Raw genomic sequence first — 21,512 nt, forward strand, 5'->3', positions numbered from 1 at the left:
CGGACATTGTTATTTCACCGGCCGTGGCGCTGCGCGCCCGGCCGGGGCCTTTGACCATTTTTTGAATTTCCGAGTGTTCCGTGTATTCCGTGGCGCTCTTGCTCTTCATGACCATAAACCAGTCATTATAAAGAACCCGCCCCCGGGATCATACGTCCCCGGCATCGGGCCGGCGCCACAGCAGTTGCAGGCGCTGCCCCATGAGCTGGAGCAGCAGAAAGTACAGCCCCATGGCCAGGCCGATCCAGAGCATGAGCCAACCGACCCGCTGCCAGCCGCCCCACTCCACCCAGGTTGCAGCTGCGGGCACGGCCCAGACCAGGAGCAGGGTCATGGCGGCGCCGGCGACAGCGATCCGCGCCAGTACCCGGCCCCAGCCGGCCAGCGGGGCATAGACCCCCTCGCGGCGCAGCCGGCGATAGAGCATGCCCGCGTTCTGCCAGCCGGTCAGGGCCGTGGCCAGGGCCAGGCCGGCATGCGGGCCGGTGATCTCCAGCAGCACCATGGGCACCACCAGCAGCACATTGAGCACCATGTTGCTGAGCATGGCGATGATGCCGATGCGCACCGGGGTGCGCGAGTCCTCGCGCGAATAGAAGGCCGGGGCCAGCACCTTGACCAGGATGAAGGCCGGCAGGCCCAGCGCATAGGCCATCAGGCTCAAGCCTGCCATGAAGGCATCGTGCGGGGTGAAGGCATTGTACTGGAACAGGGTGATCAGGATGGGCTGGGCCAGCAGGATAAGCCCGATGGCCGCCGGGGTTCCCAGCAGCAGCACCCAGCGCAGGGCCCGGTCCAGGGTGGCGGCGAACTCCTGCGGCGAGCGTGCCGCATGGCTCTTCGACAGACTGGGCAGGATCACCGTGCCCAGCGCCACACCGAACACGCCCAGGGGGAATTCCACCATGCGGTCGGCGTAGTACAGCCAGCTCACGCTGCCGGTGATCAGGAAGGAGGCGATCAGGGTATCGAACAGCAGGTTGATCTGGGCCACCGAGGAACCCACCACCGCCGGCGCCATCAGCTTGAGAATGCGGCGCACACCGCTGTCGCGCCAGTCCCAGCGCGGTCGCGGCAGCAGCCGCAGCCGGGCCAGCCCGGGCAGAATCAGCAGCAGTTGGATCACCCCGCCGGCGAACACCGCCCAGGCCAGGGCCATGACATGGACCTCGAACCAGGCCTCGCCGAACAGCGCCGCCGTGATGAGCGTGATGTTCAGCAGCACCGGGGCGAAGGCCGGCAGGGCGAAACGGCTGTAGGTATTGAGGATGCCTCCGCCGAAGGCCACCAGCGAGATGAACAGGATGTAGGGGAAGGTCACCCGCAGCATGTCGCCGGTCAGGGCGAACTTCTCCGCCTCGTCGATGAAGCCGGGGGCGAAGATCATGACCAGCAGCGGACTGGCCAGCGAGCCGGCAATGCTCAGCAGCAGCAGGATGCCGGCCAGGGTGCCGAACACCCGGTCCACCAGCCCCTGCACCTCGGCGTGCTCCCGGTTGGCCTTGTAATCGGCCAGCACCGGCACGAAGGCCAGCGCAAAGGCCCCCTCGCCGAACAGGCGGCGCAGGAAATTGGGGATCTTGAAGGCCACCAGGAAGGCATCCATGCCCAGGCCCACGCCGATGGCGCGGGCGAAGACCATATCGCGCACCAGCCCCAGCACCCTTGAGAGGAAGGTCATCAGGCCCACCACGGCGGTGTTGCGCATCAGTCCGCGACTCACGAACCCCCCTTGTTCATTCTAAGCATCTGTTTTTATTTGCTCTGAGCCAATTGCCGGACAATACCGCCCCCTGCCGGCATTGACAAACGGCCGGAGTTTGCGCATATTACGCCGTCTTTCGGCAACTCGCACGAATCCAAGGAGTTTTACGTTGGCCAATACCGCACAGCGCGAAGAAGCGCGCACGCCAGGGTGAGAAGCGCCGCCGGCACAATGCCAGCATGCGTTCGCGGCTGCGCACCAACATCAAGGGCGTCATCAAGGCCATTCAAAGTGGCGACCCCGAAGCCGCCCGCACCGCTTATCAGACCGCCGTGCCCGTGATCGACAGCATGGCGTGCAAGGGCCTGATCCACAAGAACAAGGCTGCCCGCCACAAGAGCCGCCTGAACGCCCAGATCCGCAGCCTCAGCGCCGGCTGAATCTCTCAGCCAGAGCGGATCCCGCAAAAAGGCCGGTCAGTGACCGGCCTTTTTGCGTTGGGGCGATTGTCGTCATTGCGAGGCGCATAGCGCCGTGGCAATCTCTTAACGGTTACTGCCGCATTACGAGATTGCCGCGCGACTCCCATAGAACCCCTACGGGGTTCATTATGGGTACGCCACCCTTCGGGTCCGGGCATCGCAATGACAGGTAATCCACGCCTTTCACACCAACACCAGGTTGTCCCGGTGGATCAACTCCGGCTCGTCCACATAGCCCAGCAGGGACTCGATCCGGTCGCTGGGCTGGCCGATGATGCGCCCGGCCTCCCCGGCGCTGTAATTGACCAGCCCGCGCGCGACCTCCTGCCCGTCCGGATCCAGGCAGCTGACAAGCTCGCCGCGCTCAAATGCACCTTCCACGGCGGTCACCCCGACCGGCAGCAGGCTGCGGCCCGAATTGCGCAGCACGCTCACCGCGCCGGCATCCAGCACCAGCCTGCCCCGGACCGTGAGCTGCCCCGCCAGCCACTGCTTGCGCGCGGCCAGGGGCGCCTTCACCGCCCGCAGCAGCGTACCCAGTGACTCGCCGGCCGCCACCCGGTCCAGCACGTCCGGCTCGCGGCCGGAGACGATCAGGGTGCTGGCCCCGGAGCGGGCCGCGCGTGCCGCGGCCCGCACCTTGGTCAGCATACCGCCGCGGCCCAGGCTGCCGCTGCCGCCGGCCATCAACTCCAACGCCGGGTCGGCCGCCTCGGCCGTCTCGACCAGCCGGGCTTCACGATTATGGCGCGGATCGCTGTCATACAGCCCCTGCTGGTCGGTCAGGATCACCAGCAGTTCGGCCTCGACCAGGTTGGCCACCAGCGCGGCCAGGGTGTCGTTGTCGCCGAAGCGGATCTCGTCGGTGGCCACCGTGTCGTTCTCGTTGACCACCGGCACCACGCCCATGCGCAGCAGGGTGCGCAGGGTGCTGCGGGCGTTGAGGTAGCGCACCCGGTCGGACAGGTCATCGTGGGTGAGGAGGATCTGGGCGGTGTGATAGCCGTGCTCGGCGAAGCGGGATTCATAGGCCTGGACCAGGCCCATCTGGCCGACGGCCGCGGCGGCCTGCAGCTCGTGCAGGGCGTGCGGCCGGGTGACCCAGTGCAGACGGTGCATGCCCTCAGCCACCGCGCCGGAAGACACCAGCAGGAGCTCGTGGCCGGCGGCGCGCAGCCGCGCCATCTGCTCCACCCAGGCGCCGATGGCGCCGTGGGCAAGCCCCCGGCCCTCGTCGGTCAGCAGGGCGCTGCCGATCTTGATCACCCAGCGCCGGCTTTTGCCCAGTTCGCTACGACTCGTCACCAGTGCAGATCCCATCTATCAAAAACATTAGCCACGGAATACACGGAAAGCACGGAAAATAATAATGGTAGGAACCCTTGAGGCTCTTGCCGACTTCATGCTCGTCATTCCGGCGAAGGCCGGAATCCAGATGTCGCTGTGGTCACTGGATTACTCGCTTCGCTCGCCCTCCGGGCCGCCCTTTGGGCGTTCAACGCGCTCCGCGCTTTTGTCCGGCCTTCGCCGGGATGACGATTAATGGGGAGCAACCGCATATATCAATGATTGGATAATGTCCGTGCTTTCCGTGTATTCCGTGGCCATAAAAAACTAGTCAACCAGGCCATTGTCCCCGATGTCCGCCGCCGCGGCCAGATCCTGCTGCTCCAGGTGCGCCATCACCGCCTTGACCAGGTCATCCGTACCTTCACCGGTCGCGGCCGAGATGCGGAACACCGGCCCGTCCCAGCCGAGGCCGGCGATGATTTCGTCGCAGCGTGTCGCGCGTTCGTCCCCCGGCAGCAGGTCCAGCTTGTTCAGTACCAGCCAGCGCGGACGGGCGGCCAGTTCGGGGCTGTATTTTTCCAACTCGGTAACGATCTTGCGCGCGTCCTCCACCGGATCGCCGCTGCCGCCGAAGGGCGAGACATCCAGCAGATGCAGCAGCAGCCGGGTGCGGGCCAGGTGCTTGAGAAAGCGCACGCCCAGCCCGGCCCCCTCGGCCGCGCCCTCGATCAGGCCCGGAATGTCGGCGATCACGAAGCTCTGATGCTGCGCCAGGCGCACCACGCCGAGGTTGGGATAGAGAGTGGTGAAGGGATAGTCCGCCACCTTGGGACGGGCCGCGGAGACGGCCCGGATCAGGGTGGACTTGCCGGCGTTGGGCATGCCCAGCAGGCCGACGTCGGCCAGCAGCTTCAGCTCCAGGCGCAGTTCGCGCTGCTCGCCGGGCGTACCCGGGGTGGACTGGCGCGGCGCGCGGTTGGTGGAACTCTTGAAGCGCGCGTTGCCGATGCCGTGCCAGCCGCCCTGGGCCACCTTCAGCCGCTGGCCGGCCACGGTCAGATCGCCGATCAGTTCACCGGTGCCGTTGTCGTAGACCATGGTGCCGACCGGCACCCGGATGACCCTGTCCTCGCCCCCGGCACCGGTACAGTTGCGGCCCCGGCCGTTCTCGCCGCGCTGGGCCTGGAAGCGACGCTCGTAACGGAAATCGACCAGGGTGTTGATACTCTCGTCGGCCACCACGAAGACGCTGCCGCCGTCGCCGCCGTCACCGCCGTCAGGCCCGCCGAAGGGGATGTACTTCTCGCGCCGGAAACTGACACAGCCGTTGCCACCGTCCCCGGCGGCGACCCTGATGGTGGCTTCGTCGACGAATTTCATGAGATCAACCTGCTCTTAAGGTGCCTGATGCAATAAAAAAGCCCCGAACGCACTGCCGGGGCTTTCCTCTGCAGCAGGCTGGTGCCGGGGCGATTATTCGGCCGGCACGACCTCCACGAACTTGCGGCCCTGGGCGCCGCGGACCACGAACTGCACCGTCCCGTCGGCCTTGGCGTACAGGGTGTGGTCCTTGCCGCAGCCGACATTGGTGCCGGCGTGGAAATGGGTGCCGCGCTGGCGCACCAGGATACTGCCGGCCGCGACGGCCTGGCCGCCGAAACGCTTCACGCCCAGGCGCTTGGACTGGGAATCGCGACCGTTGCGTGTACTACCACCCGCTTTCTTGTGTGCCATTGTCTGCTTACCTCGTTAAATCCGGATCCCGCGCCCTCAGGCCGAGACCTCCTTGATTTCCAGTTCGGTGTAGGCCTGGCGATGGCCCTGGCGCTTCATGTGATGCTTGCGGCGGCGGAACTTGATGATCTCGACCTTCTTGCCGCGGCCCTGCGCAGTCACGGTCGCCGTAACCTTGCCGCCGGCCACATAGGGGGCGCCGATCTTGACGTCATCGCCGTCGCCGACCATCAGCACCTTGTCGAACTCGACCGACTCGCCTTCGGCGGCCTTGAGCTTCTCGATGCGGAGCTTGTCGCCGGGGGCGACCCGGTACTGCTTGCCGCCGGTCTGGATTACTGCGTACATAGCCATCATTCTCCGAAATTTCGTCCGCCCGCGCCGTCGTCGCACCGACGGACCCCGCAGGAAAGACGCGCAATTCTATCGGCTGCGCCGGGTCGGGTCAATCACCCGGGCCCGCCTCCGGCGGTGGACTTGGGCAGGCAAATCAACGGATAATGGCGAAATTGCCACCCTGATCGACAACCGCGGCGGCCGGAACCGAGCAAAGCATGCGCGAACCCCTCGCAAAAACCAGTCAATTCATGGACCTGGAACAGATCCGCCAGCTCTCCACGCGGGACATGTCCGAGGTCGACAAGGTCATCCAGGAGCGGCTGCGCTCCGACGTGCTGCTGATCAACCAGCTCGGTCTGTACATCATCAACAGCGGCGGCAAGCGCCTGCGGCCGTTGCTGGTGCTGCTGGCGGCACGCGCCTGCGGCTATTCCGGCCCCCACCATGTGCCGCTGGCCGCGATCATCGAGTTCATCCACACCGCCACCCTGCTGCACGATGACGTGGTCGACGCCTCCAATCTGCGCCGCGGCCGCGACACCGCCAACGCCATCTGGGGCAACGAGGCGGCGGTGCTGGTCGGGGACTTCCTGTACTCGCGCTCCTTCGAAATGATGGTCGAGGTCGGCAGCATGCGCATCATGGAGATCATGGCGCAGACCACCAACACCATCGCCGAGGGCGAGGTGATGCAGCTGCTCAACTGCCATGACCCGGACACCACCGAGGCGCGCTATCTGGAGGTGATCCGCTCCAAGACCGCCAAGCTGTTCGAGGCCGCCGCCCGGGTCGGCGCCGTGCTGGGCGGCCAGCCGCCGGAGATCGAGACCGCCATGGCCGATTACGGCATGCACCTGGGTACGGCCTTCCAGCTCATCGACGACGTGCTCGACTACAGTTCCGACAGCGCCGAGACCGGCAAGAACATCGGCGACGACCTGGCCGAGGGCAAACCGACCCTGCCGCTGATCCATGTCATGCGCGAGGGCACGCCCGAACAGGTCGAGCTGATCCGCACCGCCATTGAGCAGGGCGGGCGCGACAGCATCACCGCGGTGCAGGCGGCCATTGAATCCACCGGGGCCATCGCGTACACTGCGCAATCCGCGCGCGAGGCCGCCGACAAGGCCGCCCAGGCGCTGGAGGGACTCCCGACGTCGCAGTACAAAGACGCCCTCTATGCGCTGGCCGAATTCGCCGTCAACCGCACGCACTGATCCTTTTTCATCGGGGTGTAGCTCAGCCTGGTAGAGCACCGCCTTCGGGAGGCGGGGGTCGTAGGTTCGAATCCTGTCACCCCGACCATTTCTCCTCTTCGCTTCAGTGTGGCGAATTCAACGCAGAGTTCGCAAAGGCGCAAAGACGCGGAGCTTTTCTGAATATCCTCTGATCCGTCCGGCCGCAATGCACGCTTCCGGCGCAGCATTCCCAAATACCCCCCCTTTGCGCCTCTGCGTCCTTCGCGTTATCGCCACGCCCCTGTCCATACCGATATTATCCTTCTTGCAATTCGTACATATATGTACGATTATTGTCTGCATGACAGGGAATGAGTTGCTGCAGCGACTGAGGCGGCTCGGTCGCAGGCAAGGGAAAGCTGTTCGCTTCGAGCCGCATGGAAAGGGCAGTCATGGCCGGCTGTACTTCGGGGAGCGGTTTACCACCATGAAAGACCGCCGGAAGGAAATCGGCAAGGGCCTGCTCAAGGCCATGTGCACGCAACTCGGCATTCACCCCGACGACCTGCAGGAGTAATCAAATCATGCGTTATATGTACCCCGTGACGGTGGAACAGGATGAGGAAGGTCGCTACCTCGCTGTCGCTCCGGACGTCCCGGAAGCCCTCACGGACAGCGAGACGCCGGAGCAGGCCCTGCGCGAGATGAGCGACGCGCTCGGGGCGGCCCTGGCGGGCTACGCCAAGGCGGGGCAGGCGCTTCCCGCCCCCTCGGCAACCGGTACCGATGTCCATTGGGTACCTGTCGCGCCTCTCGTGGCGGCAAAGCTGGCCCTGAGATCGGCGATGCGTGAGCAAGGCATCTCGAACGTCGCACTCGCGCAGCGCCTTGGCCTTTCGGAAGGTGCCGTACGCCGCCTTGTCGATCCCGATCACAGTTCCCGGCTGGACGGCGTGATCATGGCTCTGACCGAGTTGGGCCATGAACTGATCATTGAGGACAGAAAACAGACCGCGGCGTAATCAACCCGCCGGCCAGTCCGTATAATTCTCTTCGCGCCTCTGCGCCTCTGCGTCCTCTGCGTTATTGCCGCCCGAGCCCGAGCCCGAGCCCGAGCCCGAGCCCGAGCCCGAGCCCGAGCCCGAGCCCGAGCCGATCGTCTCCCGATGCCCGTAGGGCCGCCAGGCCGGGGAGATGACATTGGGCATCTGCGAACGCTGCAACAGCCGCGCCGGGGCCAGGGCGAACTCGCCGTAACGGCCGTTGACGGCATCCATCACCCGGTTCACTTCACCGCGCGCCGGCGCCGGATCGAACAGCGCCAGCTGATAATCGGCCGGCGCCGGGTCCAGCGCCGTAATCTGGACCTGATGCACGCCCTCGCCCCGCCAGCCGTCGGTGAACACCGCCCGTGCCAGCGCGGCGATCACCCGGCTGTCGTCGGTGGCCCGCACCAGCCGGCGCTTTTCACCGAGCCAGCCGGGATCGGCGCGCAGGCCGACGAAGAAGGTCTGCGCCTGCATGCCGTGACGGCGCAGACGCGCCCCCACCTTCTGGCTCATGTGCAGCAGGAAGGTCAGGATCACCTCGCGGTCGCGGGTGGCCGGGGGCATCACCTTGCCGTGGCCGATGCTCTTGGGCGGCGCCTCGCGGGTCAGCACCGGTTCGGGGTCCGCGCCCTGGCACATGTACCAGATACGCCGGCCCGGGTTGCCGAAGCGCCGCGCCAGCACGCCGATGGGCAGGCGCGCCATGTCGCCGCAGCGGTGCACGCCATGCTCGGCCAGGAAGCGGCCGATGCCCTGGTTGATGCCGCACAGTTCGGTCACCGCCACCTCGCGCAGCCGCTCGCGCGCCTCCCAGGGCGGGATCACGGTCAGACCGTCGGGCTTGTTCAACTTGGCGGCATACTTGGCCGTGGTCTTGTCGCCGGACAGGCCCGCCGAGCAGGTCACGCCGGCGGTCTCAAACACCAGCTCCCGCACCCGCCGGGCGATGGCCTCGGGATGGCCCAGCAGGCGCTGGCAGCGGGTAACGTCGAGGAAGGCCTCGTCGACCGAGAAGATCTCGATATCCGGCGTGATGGTACGCAGGGCCGCCATTATGGCAGTGGAAGCGGCGGCATAGCGTTCCGGCCGGGCCGGTACCTGGATCAGGTTCGGGCACAGCCGGCGCGCCTCGGGCAGGCGCATGCCGGTGTGTACGCCGAAGGCGCGCGCCGCGTAGGAACAGGTGATCAGGCAGGTGCCCTGGACACCGTTGGTGATACCCAGGGGGCGCTTGTTCCAGACCGGGTTGTCGCGCTGCTCGATGGCCGCGAAGAAGGCGTCCATATCGACCAGAATAATGGCCCGCGGCCAGGCCCAGGCAGGGCGTTCCCGCATCAGCGGTAACTGCGCAGCTGGCCGACCACCACGCCCTGGATGGTCACGCGCTCGGCCGAATAGACCATGGACGACAGTTCGGCGTTGGCCGGGATCAGTTCGATCATGCCGCCGCCGCAGCGCCTGAGGCGCTTGAGGGTGGCCTCCTGGCCGTCGATCAGGGCCACCACGATGTCACCGTCCTCGGCCCGGTCCTGCTGGCGCACCACCACGGTATCGCCGTCCAGGATACCGGCCTCGATCATGGAATCGCCCACCACCTGCAGGGCATAGCGGTCCGGGCCCAGCAGGAAGTCGGCCAGGTTGAGGGTGTCCTGTCCCGGGATGGCCTCGATCGGCCGGCCGGCGGCGATCCGCCCCAGCAGCGGCAGGCTGCCGGCCGGATCGCCGGGCCCGTCCAGCACCTCCAGCGCCCGCGCCCCGTGCGGCGCCCGGCGCAGATAGCCCTTGTCCTGCAGGCGGCTGACATAGCGGTGCACGCTGCCGCGCGAGCGCACCCCGATGGCGGCGCCGATCTCCTCCAGGCTGGGGGCATAGCCGTGCTCGGCCAGGTGACGGCGGATGAACTGCAGGGTTCTGTGTTCCTGGGGGGTCAGCATGAATGTTCTCGCTCTGTTCTCGTCTGCGATCAGAATAGAGAACAAAACGAGAACATGCAAGCGGTGCCGCGCAACCCCGGACCCTCACCCACTGGCTCTGCGCTCCGGCCCACCCAGCGACATTCACTATAATCTACAATGTGTGTGGTAGCGCACATACCGAACGCCTTCGTGGACTGATCCTGCCAAATAAAATCAGGTCACGCAGGTCAAGGTACGCTACGCTGACCCGGCATAACACAGCAAAGGAAAGTGATCCATGCCCGAACACCCCTCTCCCTGGCAGAACCATATCCTGGCCGCCCTGCCGGCCGCGGCACAGGAACGCCTGCTCCCCCATCTGACACCGGTTCCCATGCCGCTCGGCAAGGTGATATACGAAGCCGGAGACAACCTGGAGTATGTCTATTTCCCCACCGATTGCATCGTATCGCTGCTCTACGTGATGGAAAACGGGGCATCGGCGGAGATATCCGTAGTGGGCAAGGAAGGCATGGTCGGCATCGCCGTGTTCATGGGCGGCGGCAGCACCCCGAGCCGGGCCATGATACAGAGTGGCGGTTCCGCCTACCGGCTGCCGGGGCAGCGGCTCAGGGACGAGTTCAATCATCAGGACGCATCGATGCGGATGCTGATGCTGCGCTACACCCAGGCCCTGATCACGCAGATGGCCCAGACGGCGGTCTGTAATCGCCACCACACCATCGATCAGCAACTGTGTCGCTGGATCCTGCTGTCCCTGGACCGTCTGCCGGACAACAGGTTGAGCATGACCCAGGAACTGATCGCCAACATGCTGGGGGTACGCCGCGAGGGTGTCACCGAGGCGGCCGGCAAGCTGCAGAAGCTGGGCGTGATCGAATATCACCGCGGCCATATTACGGTGCTGGACCGGCCTGCGATGGAGCGGCTGAGTTGCGAGTGTTACGCCGTGGTCAAGAAGGAAACCGATCGCCTGCAGTCCCCCCTCCCTCCGGAAGCCACAGTACCGGCACGACCACTGAACTCCCTGTCTCGCTGAGACAGGCCCCGTGAATCATTGCCGGGGAGACCTGGAGTGCAGGCCCGCACGGCTGCTCATTCCGATGCGGAAACGCCGCTGCTTGTCCTGGCTGCCGGACTTGGCGTGAAACATCGCCATATCCGCCTTCTGCAGCAGGGTGGTCACGCTGTTGCCGTCATCCGGATAGACACTGATACCAATGCTCAAGCCGATATGTATTTCATGCCCGTCGATCAGATGTGGCTCGGCGAGCGCGGTATGCAGCGTCTCGGCAACGCGTACCGCATCCTGCGGCTGCTCGATCTCGGCCAGCAGGATCACGAACTCGTCACCGCCCTGGCGGCTGACCGTATCCGAGGCGCGCACACACTCCGTCAGGCGTTTGGCCACCGACTGCAACAGCTGGTCGCCCACAATGTGGCCCAACGAGTCATTTATTTCCTTGAAATCATTCAGATCCAGAAAAAGCAGAGCGAGCTGTTTGTGATGCCGGTCAGCCAGGGTAATCATGCGGGAAAGGCGCTCCATCAACAGCAACCGGTTGGGCAGTCCGGTCAGATAATCATGCTGGGCCATATAGGCCATCCTTTCCGTAACGGCCCGCGACTGGCTGCTGTCATGGAAGACGATCACCGCGCCCGAGACCTTGCCATGGCGGTCGTGTATGGGCGCAGCGGAGTCTTCGATCACGGCCTCGACGCCATCGCGACGGATCAACACGCAATCCATCGCCAGCCCCACGGTCCGATCCTGCTCGATGGCGCGCAGGGCGGGGTTCACGGCGGCCTCCCGTGTCGTGCCATCGATGATATTGAACACCTGTGCCAGCGGCTGACCCAGGGCCTCTCCCCTTGACCAGCCGGTCAAGTCTTCCGCCATCGCATTCAGGTAGGTCACATTGCCCTGCAGATCCGTGGCCAGCACGGCATCACCAATGGATTCAAGCATGACCCGGGAACGTTCCTTTTCCTCGAACAGGGTCTCTTCCGCGGTACGCAGCACCTGTTCAGCCGCCTTGCGGTCGGTGACATAGCGCAGGGCACGCGGCAACCAGTAAGCGTCGGCATGCTCCTTGGGGAGATAATCGTGAGCCCCGTGCTGCACCGCCCGACGGGCGGTTTCCTCATCGCTGTCCGCTGTCAGGACCAGGATCAGGGCATCGGGAGCGGCACGGAATATCCGGTCGAAGACGTCGATACCCTGGCCATCGGGCAGCACCAGGTCCAGCAGGACGACATCGACGGCTTCCTGTTCCAGCCGTTCAAGCGCATCCGCGAGACACCTCACCCAGTTGACGTTGAACGACCCATTCCCCGGGCTGGCGGAGAGCGCCGCCCGGATCAGGCCAGCATCGTCGGCATCGTTTTCGACCAGTAGCACCTGTGTCCATGACAGGCTCATAGCATTTGAAATCCTTTTCCAGAATCTGTTTGGCGCGAACCTGGTGTGGATGATCGGGTTCGTTGAATTTCAAGCCGATTTTCTCTCGCGGTGCTCGACCGGTCTGTGCGATACCGCACAGTCTTCCCCCCTGCTTTGCGACAATGTACGGTCCCGGCGATGACAGCCGCTTGTCGATTGGTTCCGCATTGAGGTATTCCGGCCATGACCAGAGGCACTCTCCTTGCCATGCCCGTCATTGGACTGAAGTCGGCCTTCCGGGGCGTCTGTGCCTGGATGTCGGCTGACATTGGTGCTGGCTGACAGTCGGTGGACTCGGCATGGCCATTGAAGCCCTGAGTGTCGTCTGACCAACGTTCTCATCAGTAACAGTCAGGAGGCACTGCGGAATTCCTGAGGAGTGAGTTCGTAACGCCCCAGCAGCTTGTAGAACTCGGTCCTGTTGCGCTTGGCCAGCCTGGCGGCATGGCTGACGTTGCCATTGGAAATCTTCATTACCCGTATCAGGTAATTCCTTTCGAAGCGCACTTTTTCCTCCGCAAGAGAGAGCAGGTCCCCGGAATCGCCCTTGATGGCCCGTTTCACCAGCGCCCCCGGAATGACGTGCGCAGCCGAAAGCGCAACCACCTGCTGCACGACATTACGCAACTGGCGGACGTTGCCGGGAAAGTCGGCACTGACCAGGGCATCCATCGCTTCGCGCGAAAACCTTCTCGCACTGCGGTTGTTCATCCGCGCAAACTCTTCCAGGAACGCATTCGCCAGCATCGGGATATCTTCCCGCCGCTCCCGCAAGGGCGGAAGCTCCAGGGAAATCACCTTGAGCCTGTAATACAGATCCTCGCGAAACTCGCCCTGCTCAACCGCAGCCTCGAGATCCCGGTTGGTGGCAGCGATGATTCTGACATCGAAAGGCATGCTTCTGATCGACCCGACCGGCCTGACCTCGCGCTCCTCCAGCGACCGCAGCAGCTTGGCCTGGACACCCAGCGGCATGTCACCGACCTCGTCCAGGAACAGGGTGCCGCCATCGGCAGCCTGCAACAGCCCCTTGTGGTCGTTCGTGGCACCGGTAAAGGCACCTTTGACATGCCCGAACAACTCGGATTCCAGCAGGTTCTCATGGATCGCGCTGCAGTTGACGGCATTGAACGGTCCGCCATTTCTGTTGCTTACCTTATGAAGGGCACGCGCCAGCAGCTCCTTGCCGGTACCGCTTTCACTCTGGATCAGGACGGTCGCGCCGCTGTCGGCCACGAGTTTGGCCTGCTGCAGCAGCTCCTCCATTGCGGGGCTTCTGCTGATAATCCCGCTGCGCCACGCCTCGACCTTCCCTGGCTTGACCGCAACGGAACAATCACGCCCGGTCTGCAGCAGGTTCGTTGTCCGTTCCACCAGTTCGTCAACGACACAGGGTTTTTTCATGAACTCGTAACTGCCCTGTCGAATGGTATCGACGGAGTCCGGCATGGCCCCTTGCCGGGTAAGGATGATAACGGGGAGAAATGGATCGCGCTTCAAGATTTCACCAAACAGGACAATCCCGTCCAGCCCGTCCAGACGCAGACCGACGACGATCAGATCCGGCCTAAACGCATCCAGTCCGGTGATTGCAGACTGACTGTCGGAAACCAGAAGCGCATCATAACCTTCCGCCTGCAGCCGCGCTGCAGCAGACCCGAGGGGAGCTTCGTCATCGTCGACCAGTAGAACCTTACGTTGTGTGTCCATATCTGCTTGAATCCCTTTTGTTTACAGGTTTAGCGGAATTGACAGAACCTGTGTTTGCCATTCGAAATCTTGATTTGAACCCATCCGTTATCGATGCTCCTTGGACTGTTTGGAGCGAACCTGGTTTGGGTAATGGGTTCGTTGAATTTCGCGCCGATTCTCTCTCGCGTTGCCGGACTGATCTGTGCGATACCGCACAGTCATCTCCCCCTGCTTTGCGTCAGTGTATGGGCCCAGCGATGATAGCCGCTGATCGATCAGGGAAACTCTGAACAATTCGTCATTGCGATGCGCGTGCCCAAGCGAAGCGACAAACTCCCCTGGGGTTCAACGCCGCGAAAATCTTTAGCCGACTGGAGTTGAATTGATCAGCTGTTCCTTAGGTTCCACATTGAGGTACCCCTGCCATGACCAGAAGCACTCCCCTTGCCATGCTCACCATCGGACTGATGCTGGCCTTCTGGGGCGTCTGTGCCTGGGCATCCGCCAGTACCGATATACCGCAACTGCTTGCCTGGATGTCGGCTGACATTGGTGTCTGGCTGACGGTCGACGGACTCGGCGTAGCCATTGTCGGACTGATCGGCATGCTTCACGGTCCGGGCTGACCTGAACCGCGGCGACATGACCGTACCCGGGCCAGGCCCCAACAATCGTTTGCTTGAAATCCTGCCGCGCAGGGACCGGCGGCGCTTTCTGGCAGGCTGTCAACCGGTCGAACTGGAGTTTGCCGGCATCCTGGCCGAACCCGGTGAACGCATTCGCCAGGTGTATTTCCCGACCCGGGGATTCATCTCTCTGGTGGCGCCGATCGACCACGCTGCCGGCCTGGAGGTGGGCCTGATCGGCAACGAGGGCATGCTGGGTATCTCTCTCCTCCTCGGAGTGAGGCTCGCACCGTTGCATGCCGTGGTACAGGGCGCAGGCCCGGCACTGCGCATGGACACCGCGGCATTCCTGCGGGAACTCGATCTGAGCCCGGCCTTGCGCCGCCTGCTGCAGCGCTACCTCTATGTGGTGATTGAACAACTGGCACAGACCGCGGCCTGCACCCGTTTCCACCTGCTGGAGGCACGACTGGCGCGCTTGCTGCTGATGACACGGGACCGGGCGCACGCGAATGAATTCCAGATCACCCATGAATTTCTGGCCTGCATGCTGGGCGTACGCCGTGTCGGCGTGACCCACGCCGCCAGCTCACTGCAGCAGCGCGGGCTGATCCGTTACCGTCGCGGGACAATCATGATTCTCGACCCTGCCGGACTGGAAGCCGCCTCCTGCAGCTGCTACGCGGCCGACAGGGCGGGCTATGCCCGGATGATGGGGTAGCACGACCCGCCACAACGTCCCCACTCCAGCTTGGGCGTGGAATCAGGATGAAGTTCAGCATCAACAAAGAACAAATCGCCTAGCCAGCTGACAGCAATGTATTGTAACCGTGCACCATCGCCCTTCAGACGCACGGGCTGACAACTAGGGTTGCGGGTTCTCGATGACAATCTCTACACGACGGTTCTGCTGACGCCCCGTTGCGGTATCGTTGTTCGCGACCGGTCGGTCCATACCGATACCTGATGCGGAGAGACGCTGCGAGGCGATTCCCTGCTGCTCCAGGTAATACCTGACCGAATCGGCACGACGTTGGGACAACCCCTGGTTGTATTCGGTGCTACCGACGTTATCGGTATGTCCCTCAATCTGAACACGCCGCTCGGGATACTGGCGCAGGAAGTTCACCAGCTTGTTGAGATTGCTGTTGGCGCCGGCCTGAAGCTCAGCACTTCCGGTCGCAAACAGAACATCACCCAGCGTCAGGACCACCCCACGGTCGGTGATCTCTGCCTGCAGGGCATCGATCCTGCGTTGATACTCCTCCGCCTGCCGAGCCGCAACAGCGACCCCTTCCTGTTCTGAAATCTGCGCGGCTTCAGCTGCGCTGCGCGCTCTGGAGGCATCAGCACGGGCCTTCCCGACTTCGCGAGTGCGTGCCTCCAGCCGCGCCTCATCACGCTCCTCACCAAGCTGGGCGCGCTGGTCTTCGGCGTAGCGGGTGGCAGCCCTGGCCTCGGCAATCGCCACCTTCCGATCCGCGATGTAGAGACGGTGCGAGGCCAGTGCCGCATCGGCTTCGGGCAACGGCTGCTCGGCAATGCGCACCGCTGCCTCCGCCTCCCTGATCTCGACCCGGGCCCGATCGGCCAGGTCCGGATCATTCTGCAGCGCAGTCAGTTTGCTGCGCACCTGCGTGGCACCTTCGGGGCTTGCCGGCGCTACGGCACATGACGTGATCACCAGCGACAGGAATGCCAGCCCGGCAAACACGGTTCCGTGCTTGATATATTGAGTTGTAAAAGTTTTCATTGCTGATCCCCTGTACGTCGCATTTCTTCGATAAGGGCATCGGCGCCGCGGCCCATTTCTCTGTTGATTTCCTCCGCTTTTGCGGCTTCAGTTCTCGCCGATGCGAGTTCCGCCGCGACCAGCGACTGCTGCGCGAAACGTTCTGCGTCAATCATCTTCTCGTTGTTGACGTAACCTTCTGCCTTTATCAGTTTCTGCTGTGCTTCATCGAGTTCGGCGCCCGCATACTGACGCGCACCGGCTTGTTCGGCACTGGCGATGGCCTCTCGGGCTGCGTTCAGCGATGCGGTAGGCGCCAGGGGCGCTGAAGCGCATGCACTTAACAGAACGAACGCCACAATGAGACTCAAGGCGCCGCACACGCTGTCACTGAAGCTTCTATTGGTTGATTGATACATTTTGCAATCCTCACAGGTAGCGCAATGCGCTGACGAACCACACAACTGACGCGGATAACGACCGGAAAAGAACATGAGACCTCCAGGCAGAATTACACCTATACCGCCCCGACCGGAATATCAAACCGCTCTTTGTCAGCTACAGATTGTCTAACTGTAGGACCTTGCGAGTATTGCATCTGTACGCCAGCGCACACACGACAGACCTTCATTCAAGCCGACGCCACCCTGACAACTCAGGCCTGACAACGATTCTTTGATCGGCCACGTCGAAACCCATGACGAATGCCATCGCCTTCACCAGGGGGCCGGCGTAAATCCGGGCCGCTACCGGCGCGAACAGGACCATAATGCTCCCCCGAGCGCTCTCCGAAGGACACTTACTTGAGTCGGGAGGCTCGATACTGACAAGTAACCCCACATCGCTACAGGCATGCTATGATGAGTGGCAGCCCCAGGATCAGGAAAACCGGAGTCCCTATGTACACGCCCACAGCTGAACCGAATATCTATCTGCAATTGCGAAGCGAAGCCGAAACCCGGCTCGAAGCGGGTACCGCCGCGGCCAATAGCAACTGGTCCCTGGGCGCGGATGCCCTGCACCTGCTCCACCGGCTATCCAGCAACCCCCAGACCGCTGCCGACGCACTCAAGCTGTTGCATGAACTGCAGGTCCACCAGGTGGAACTGGATCTGCAAAACGAGGAAATGCACGCCAATGAGCAGCGTCTTGTCGAAGAGGTTGCCCGTTACAAGGAGCTGTACGAGTTCGCGCCACTCGGCCACTTCCTCGTCAATCTTCAGGGCGAGATCATCGAAAGCAACCGGGCCGCCGCCAAGCTGCTCGGTGCGGGACAGGACGAATTGACAGGCGACCGTATCGATCGTTTCCTGACCACCGATAGCCGATCGGCACTGCTGAGCCTGCTGAAAAGGGTGGGAGAGGACGGTGCCACACTGACCTGTGAAGTAACCATAGATGGCGAAGCGAATACTTCTCGACCATTACGGGTGGTTGCCAAAACTTCTCCAGACAAGCGCCGTGCACTGTTAATCTGCTGCGAGTTCACATAACACTCAGAAAGAGCGTTTTGTCCGATGGTTTCCCTGACAGCCGCCAACTCTCCCGCAACACCAGCGGTTACCACACGTATCGTGGGCATTGGCGCCTCGGCCGGCGGCCTTGCCCCGCTGGAAGAATTTCTTGGCAATATCCCGCCACACAGCGGTATGGCCTATGTCGTGGTGCAGCATCTCGACCCCACACACAAGGCGCTGCTGTCGGAATTACTGCAGCGCGTCACGGCCATGCCGGTGCGCGAGGCGCAGCAGAATATGCGCATCGAACCCGACTGCGTGTACGTAATCCCTCCCAATACCGAGCTCAGCATCGTCAACGCAACGCTGCATCTGGCCAGCCCGGCCGAGCCGCGGGGCATGCGACTGCCCATCAATGTTCTGTTCTCTTCGCTGGCCGGGACTCAGGGGGAGCGCGCCATCGCCGTGGTGCTTTCCGGCATGGGCTCCGATGGCACGCTGGGCCTGCAGGCGGTCAAGGCCGTGGGTGGGTTGACGGCGGTGCAGCAACCGGACACGGCCCAGTTCGACGCGATGCCCAGAAGCGCCATCGCCGCGGAGTGTGCCGATATTATTGCACCGCCGGCGGAGTTGCCGGCGCGCATTCTGGCTTACGTCGCCCAGGTCCCGGACCCGGGCGTTCCCGCCGGCGACGACCTGGAGCCGACGCTGGAACCCGAGCCGCTACAGCGCATTCTCGATCTGCTTCAGAAGAGAACCCGCCACGATTTTTCCCTCTACAAGCCCAGCACCCTCCATCGGCGCGTGGAGCGGCGCATGGCGATCCACGATATTACAACACTGGCTCAGTACGCGGATTTCCTGCAGGACAATACCCACGAAATCGATCTGCTGTTCAAGGAACTGCTGATCGGGGTGACCAATTTCTTCCGCGACCCCGCCGTCTGGGAGCATTTGGCGAATGTCACGCTGCCGGAATTGCTGGCCCGGCGAACGACAGAGCGCATGCTGCGAGGCTGGGTGGTCGGCTGCTCCACCGGCGAGGAGGCCTACTCGCTGGCGATGGTCTTCAACGAGGTGATCCATCAGCGACGGGAATACCGCGATGTCACCCTGCAGATCTTTGCCACCGACCTGAGCCCCGAGGCGATAGATACGGCGCGTCGCGGTCGCTACCCTGCGTCAATCGAGGAAGCTGTCTCCGCGGAGCGTCTGGCACGCTTTTTCAGGGCCCGGGAGGGCGGTGGCTACGAAATCAACACCGAAATCCGCGACATGGTGCTATTCGCCCAGCAGGATGTGATACTCGATCCCCCCTTTACCAAACTCGACCTGATTGCCTGCCGTAATCTGCTGATCTACTACGACGCCACCCTGCAGCGCAGGTTGATACCGCTGTTTCACTACAGCCTGCGCGAAGGTGGTGTGCTGTTACTGGGCAGTGCGGAGACGGTGGGTCGATTCAACAACCTGTTCACGCCCATTCAGTCCAGTCTGCGGCTTTATCAGCGCCGGGATGACGCCCCCAGCGGCGGGGCTGAGTTTATGATGAAATCCTTTCCACCCCTATCGAAGGTAGCCAGGGAGAATTCCGTGTCCACCACCGATCATACCCCCAGCGACAACCTGCAGGCAGCCGCCGACCAGGTCTTGCTGCAGGTCTATGCACCCGCCGCGGTCGTGATCAATAGCGACGGTGACATACTCTATATCAGCGGGCGCACAGGGAAGTACCTGGAGCCGGCCGCGGGCAAGGCCAACTGGAATATCCACGCCATGGTGCGTGAAGGTCTGCGAGTACCGATCAGTGCCGCCCTGAAGAAATCCACAATCGAGAGCGAACCGCAGCATTTGCACGGGCTGAAAGTGCAGCTGCCGGGCGGCGGCGTGCAGCGCGTCGATGTCACGGTACAGGCACTTCGCGAGCCGGCCGCTCTGCGCGGCGCGACCATGATCGTATTTCGCGATATCGCACCGGATCCGGCCGGCGGAGGCAAGCGCAAGGGCAAGACCACGGTCGAAGCATCGCATGAGGCCGAGCTGCAGCAGTACCGCGATGAAATTCAGACCCTGCGGGAGGAAGCGCGAGCCTCCAAGGAGGAATTGCAGTCCGCCAACGAAGAGCTTCAGTCCACCAACGAGGAGCTGCAGTCGACCAATGAAGAGCTGACGACCTCCAAGGAGGAAATGCAGTCGATGAACGAGGAGCTGCAGACCATCAACGCGGAATTGCATAGCAAGCTGGACGACCTCGCTCTGGCCCAGAGCGATATGAGCAACCTGCTCAACAGTACCGATATCGCCATTCTGTTTCTGGATCAGGGGCTGAATGTCAGGCGCTACACCGACCGGGCGACAAAAATCGTCAATATCCGGGAAAGCGATGTTGGGCGGCCGTTGAGCGACCTTACAACCAATCTGCAATATCCGGAGTTGCACGAGGATGCGCTCGAAACCCTGCGCACCCTGTCATTTTCCGAGAAGCAGATTCAAGCCAACGACGGCCGTTGGTTCAGTGTTCGTATTATGCCTTACCGCAGGCTGGATAATGTCATAGATGGCGTGGTGATCACCTTTGTCGACATCACCGAGACCAAAAGACTGGAACAGGAATTGCGTCGGGATCTGGAGGAGTAGCTCAGTTGCATGAAAAACCAGCAGCCTGAGAATCTGCGCCAGCCCGCATTTCTCACCGCGGATCGTCGCGAGGGCGTCGAGGAGGCTGTAGATGCAGGGCGCACGCAGTGCAAGACGGCGTCGGCGTAGCCGACACTACGTCAAGCCGGCTGTAGCGAGTACGCACTGCAGATGCAGGCTCATCGGCGGCCGCAGTAGATGTGCGGTGAGAAATGCGGGCTAGTAAAGCTGGCTACCGAACCGTGAAGCAAGCAGGAAGGCCAGCGCGAGTACCCCGATGAAGGTCGCCGCGAGGCCGCCGAGGGCGCGGCGTCGGTAACGGCGGCTGAGGTGGTCCTGGGGATGGGCGGACAGGATGTAGGGTTGCTGTCGTGACGCCGGGCGGCGCAGCAGGTTGACCGCGGGCTCGCTGGCCTTGTGAGCGCGCTCCCGGATAACCTCCTGCTGTGCGGCGTCCCGGGCCCGGCCCCATTCTGCGGCATCGATGTGGCCGTCACCGTCGGCGTCGAAGCGCGCCCGCAGGGTTGCCTGGTCCTGCTTCCAGTGGCGCAGCAGCGCAGCGGTGGCCTCCCTGAGATCACCGTCGGCACTGCGGATGGATTCGAACCAGCCGACGGCATAGAGCGGCCCGGGCAGCAGACGCTCCTCGGTGTAACGGTAGTCGCCGGCCGAGAAGCGCAGTCCGCCACGGCGGCGTGGCGGGCCTGCCGACGGCCAGCGGCTGTGGCCGCGCCAGACGTCCTTGTCGTCCGGGTGCACCTCGGCCCCGTCGGGGTCGATCACGCAGCGTCCGGTCCCGTCATCGATCTCGAACAGCCCCTCGCTGGTTCCGGAATCCAGCGTGCGCCAGTGGCTGCGTGCGCGTCCCTTGCTGTCGTGGCTGTATTCCTCATGCTCGATGCGGTAGCGGTACCAGACGCACTGGCGCCCGGTGAGCGGCGCGACAATGGGCGGTCCCGGCAGCAACCCGGCCTCGCCCTCCAGTTCCACATAGCCCTGGGGAGCGGAACGGATGCGTGCCGTGGGGATGTCCTCGATCAGCCGCGCCCGTGACCAGTTGCGCCAGATGGCAAGGAAGGCGACCAGCACGATGACGCCGACAATAATGCTGACCACCACGAAACCGCCGGTGGACATGCGCTGGATGTCGGCGACGAGGTCGGTGAGCATGACAGGTTGGTCTCCGGCGGGGAATCAGGCTGGGCGGTTTACAGCCACCGATGCACACGGAT

Annotated in this window: 20 protein-coding genes and 1 tRNA gene; 9 read left to right on the forward strand and 12 right to left on the reverse strand. The window is 63.3% G+C overall.

Features of this window, described 5'->3' with window-relative positions:
* Window positions 1-148: 148 nt before the first annotated feature.
* Window positions 149-1,723 (reverse strand): murein biosynthesis integral membrane protein MurJ, encoded by a 1,575-nt coding sequence (murJ, locus tag D6C00_RS04810; protein WP_241546799.1) that lies wholly within the window; start codon window positions 1,721-1,723, stop codon window positions 149-151.
* A 158-nt stretch (window positions 1,724-1,881) separates the two neighbouring features.
* Between murJ and rpsT the strand changes: the two genes are divergently transcribed.
* Entirely contained in the window at window positions 1,882-2,145 is a 264-nt protein-coding gene (gene rpsT / locus D6C00_RS04815) for a 30S ribosomal protein S20 (protein WP_125180544.1), read from the forward strand.
* A 225-nt stretch (window positions 2,146-2,370) separates the two neighbouring features.
* On the opposite strand, the gene proB is transcribed toward rpsT, so the two are convergent.
* From proB to rplU, 4 genes are all read right to left on the reverse strand, one after another.
* Entirely contained in the window at window positions 2,371-3,507 is a 1,137-nt protein-coding gene (gene proB, locus D6C00_RS04820; RefSeq protein WP_177433201.1) for a glutamate 5-kinase, read from the reverse strand.
* Window positions 3,508-3,801: 294 nt separating this feature from the next.
* Window positions 3,802-4,857 (reverse strand): Obg family GTPase CgtA, encoded by a 1,056-nt coding sequence (gene cgtA, locus D6C00_RS04825; protein ID WP_125180545.1) that lies wholly within the window; start codon window positions 4,855-4,857, stop codon window positions 3,802-3,804.
* A 93-nt stretch (window positions 4,858-4,950) separates the two neighbouring features.
* Window positions 4,951-5,211, reverse strand: a complete 261-nt coding sequence (gene rpmA / locus D6C00_RS04830) for a 50S ribosomal protein L27 (protein ID WP_125180546.1) — start codon at window positions 5,209-5,211, stop codon at window positions 4,951-4,953.
* Between the two features lie 36 nt (window positions 5,212-5,247).
* The gene (gene rplU, locus D6C00_RS04835; RefSeq protein WP_125180547.1) at window positions 5,248-5,559 is read right to left on the reverse strand and encodes a 50S ribosomal protein L21; all 312 of its coding nucleotides are present in this window, start codon (window positions 5,557-5,559) and stop codon (window positions 5,248-5,250) included.
* A 239-nt stretch (window positions 5,560-5,798) separates the two neighbouring features.
* Between rplU and ispB the strand changes: the two genes are divergently transcribed.
* From ispB to D6C00_RS04855, 3 genes are all read left to right on the forward strand, one after another.
* Window positions 5,799-6,767, forward strand: a complete 969-nt coding sequence (gene ispB / locus D6C00_RS04840; protein ID WP_125182378.1) for an octaprenyl diphosphate synthase — start codon at window positions 5,799-5,801, stop codon at window positions 6,765-6,767.
* 11 nt (window positions 6,768-6,778) lie between these two features.
* A tRNA-Pro gene (locus D6C00_RS04845) sits at window positions 6,779-6,855 on the forward strand.
* Between the two features lie 457 nt (window positions 6,856-7,312).
* Window positions 7,313-7,750, forward strand: coding sequence for a type II toxin-antitoxin system HicB family antitoxin (locus D6C00_RS04855; RefSeq protein WP_125180549.1), 438 nt, complete (start codon window positions 7,313-7,315; stop codon window positions 7,748-7,750).
* Here the strand turns inward: D6C00_RS04855 and D6C00_RS04860 are convergent, their stop codons facing one another.
* Both D6C00_RS04860 and lexA read right to left on the reverse strand, forming a co-directional pair.
* Complete coding sequence (locus tag D6C00_RS04860; RefSeq protein ID WP_125180551.1) at window positions 7,751-9,112, reverse strand: DNA polymerase Y family protein; 1,362 nt, start codon at window positions 9,110-9,112, stop codon at window positions 7,751-7,753.
* On the reverse strand, window positions 9,112-9,711 hold the full coding sequence (gene lexA, locus D6C00_RS04865) for a transcriptional repressor LexA (protein ID WP_125180553.1): 600 nt from the start codon (window positions 9,709-9,711) through the stop codon (window positions 9,112-9,114). Before lexA ends, D6C00_RS04860 begins: the two co-directional genes overlap by 1 nt.
* Window positions 9,712-9,970: 259 nt before the next feature.
* Here lexA and D6C00_RS04870 point away from each other — a divergent pair, with 259 nt between their 5' ends.
* The gene (locus D6C00_RS04870) at window positions 9,971-10,732 is read left to right on the forward strand and encodes a Crp/Fnr family transcriptional regulator (protein WP_125180555.1); all 762 of its coding nucleotides are present in this window, start codon (window positions 9,971-9,973) and stop codon (window positions 10,730-10,732) included.
* Window positions 10,733-10,747: 15 nt separating this feature from the next.
* On the opposite strand, the gene D6C00_RS04875 is transcribed toward D6C00_RS04870, so the two are convergent.
* Window positions 10,748-12,115: a diguanylate cyclase domain-containing protein gene (locus D6C00_RS04875; protein WP_125180557.1), complete on the reverse strand. Its 1,368-nt coding sequence runs from the start codon at window positions 12,113-12,115 to the stop codon at window positions 10,748-10,750.
* Window positions 12,116-12,487: 372 nt separating this feature from the next.
* Window positions 12,488-13,846: a sigma 54-interacting transcriptional regulator gene (locus D6C00_RS04880; protein WP_125180559.1), complete on the reverse strand. Its 1,359-nt coding sequence runs from the start codon at window positions 13,844-13,846 to the stop codon at window positions 12,488-12,490.
* A 407-nt stretch (window positions 13,847-14,253) separates the two neighbouring features.
* Here D6C00_RS04880 and D6C00_RS04885 point away from each other — a divergent pair, with 407 nt between their 5' ends.
* Entirely contained in the window at window positions 14,254-14,454 is a 201-nt protein-coding gene (locus D6C00_RS04885) for a hypothetical protein (RefSeq protein ID WP_125180561.1), read from the forward strand.
* Between the two features lie 16 nt (window positions 14,455-14,470).
* Window positions 14,471-15,175, forward strand: a complete 705-nt coding sequence (locus tag D6C00_RS04890) for a Crp/Fnr family transcriptional regulator (protein WP_125180563.1) — start codon at window positions 14,471-14,473, stop codon at window positions 15,173-15,175.
* Between the two features lie 144 nt (window positions 15,176-15,319).
* Here D6C00_RS04890 and D6C00_RS04895 read toward each other — a convergent pair whose 3' ends face one another.
* Window positions 15,320-16,207 (reverse strand): OmpA family protein, encoded by an 888-nt coding sequence (locus D6C00_RS04895; RefSeq protein ID WP_125180565.1) that lies wholly within the window; start codon window positions 16,205-16,207, stop codon window positions 15,320-15,322.
* Window positions 16,204-16,605, reverse strand: a complete 402-nt coding sequence (locus tag D6C00_RS04900; RefSeq protein WP_125180567.1) for a DUF4398 domain-containing protein — start codon at window positions 16,603-16,605, stop codon at window positions 16,204-16,206. The genes D6C00_RS04895 and D6C00_RS04900 overlap by 4 nt, the downstream gene beginning before the upstream one ends.
* 480 nt (window positions 16,606-17,085) lie before the next feature.
* Here D6C00_RS04900 and D6C00_RS04905 point away from each other — a divergent pair, with 480 nt between their 5' ends.
* A complete protein-coding gene (locus D6C00_RS04905) occupies window positions 17,086-17,679 on the forward strand; it encodes a PAS domain-containing protein (protein WP_158675294.1) in 594 nt (197 codons plus the stop codon).
* 24 nt (window positions 17,680-17,703) lie between these two features.
* Complete coding sequence (locus tag D6C00_RS04910) at window positions 17,704-20,280, forward strand: chemotaxis protein CheB (RefSeq protein ID WP_125180570.1); 2,577 nt, start codon at window positions 17,704-17,706, stop codon at window positions 20,278-20,280.
* A gap of 219 nt (window positions 20,281-20,499) precedes the next feature.
* Here D6C00_RS04910 and D6C00_RS04915 read toward each other — a convergent pair whose 3' ends face one another.
* A complete protein-coding gene (locus D6C00_RS04915; protein WP_125180572.1) occupies window positions 20,500-21,450 on the reverse strand; it encodes a GIDE domain-containing protein in 951 nt (316 codons plus the stop codon).
* Window positions 21,451-21,512: the final 62 nt, after the last annotated feature.

The organism is Thiohalobacter thiocyanaticus, assembly GCF_003932505.1.
In the GTDB taxonomy this organism is placed as follows: domain Bacteria; phylum Pseudomonadota; class Gammaproteobacteria; order Thiohalobacterales; family Thiohalobacteraceae; genus Thiohalobacter; species Thiohalobacter thiocyanaticus.

Coding starts and splice junctions, on each gene's coding strand:
- D6C00_RS04900 (WP_125180567.1), bottom strand. CDS start 16,605: ATGTATCAATCAACCAATAGAAGCTTCAGTGACAGCGTGTGCGGCGCC.
- D6C00_RS04860 (WP_125180551.1), bottom strand. CDS start 9,112: ATGCGGGAACGCCCTGCCTGGGCCTGGCCGCGGGCCATTATTCTGGTC.
- cgtA (WP_125180545.1), bottom strand. CDS start 4,857: ATGAAATTCGTCGACGAAGCCACCATCAGGGTCGCCGCCGGGGACGGT.
- D6C00_RS04895 (WP_125180565.1), bottom strand. CDS start 16,207: ATGAAAACTTTTACAACTCAATATATCAAGCACGGAACCGTGTTTGCC.
- D6C00_RS04880 (WP_125180559.1), bottom strand. CDS start 13,846: ATGGACACACAACGTAAGGTTCTACTGGTCGACGATGACGAAGCTCCC.
- D6C00_RS04870 (WP_125180555.1), top strand. CDS start 9,971: ATGCCCGAACACCCCTCTCCCTGGCAGAACCATATCCTGGCCGCCCTG.
- D6C00_RS04885 (WP_125180561.1), top strand. CDS start 14,254: ATGACCAGAAGCACTCCCCTTGCCATGCTCACCATCGGACTGATGCTG.
- D6C00_RS04890 (WP_125180563.1), top strand. CDS start 14,471: ATGACCGTACCCGGGCCAGGCCCCAACAATCGTTTGCTTGAAATCCTG.
- rpmA (WP_125180546.1), bottom strand. CDS start 5,211: ATGGCACACAAGAAAGCGGGTGGTAGTACACGCAACGGTCGCGATTCC.
- rplU (WP_125180547.1), bottom strand. CDS start 5,559: ATGTACGCAGTAATCCAGACCGGCGGCAAGCAGTACCGGGTCGCCCCC.
- D6C00_RS04855 (WP_125180549.1), top strand. CDS start 7,313: ATGCGTTATATGTACCCCGTGACGGTGGAACAGGATGAGGAAGGTCGC.
- proB (WP_177433201.1), bottom strand. CDS start 3,507: ATGGGATCTGCACTGGTGACGAGTCGTAGCGAACTGGGCAAAAGCCGG.
- lexA (WP_125180553.1), bottom strand. CDS start 9,711: ATGCTGACCCCCCAGGAACACAGAACCCTGCAGTTCATCCGCCGTCAC.
- D6C00_RS04875 (WP_125180557.1), bottom strand. CDS start 12,115: ATGAGCCTGTCATGGACACAGGTGCTACTGGTCGAAAACGATGCCGAC.
- ispB (WP_125182378.1), top strand. CDS start 5,799: ATGGACCTGGAACAGATCCGCCAGCTCTCCACGCGGGACATGTCCGAG.
- D6C00_RS04910 (WP_125180570.1), top strand. CDS start 17,704: ATGGTTTCCCTGACAGCCGCCAACTCTCCCGCAACACCAGCGGTTACC.
- D6C00_RS04905 (WP_158675294.1), top strand. CDS start 17,086: ATGTACACGCCCACAGCTGAACCGAATATCTATCTGCAATTGCGAAGC.
- D6C00_RS04915 (WP_125180572.1), bottom strand. CDS start 21,450: ATGCTCACCGACCTCGTCGCCGACATCCAGCGCATGTCCACCGGCGGT.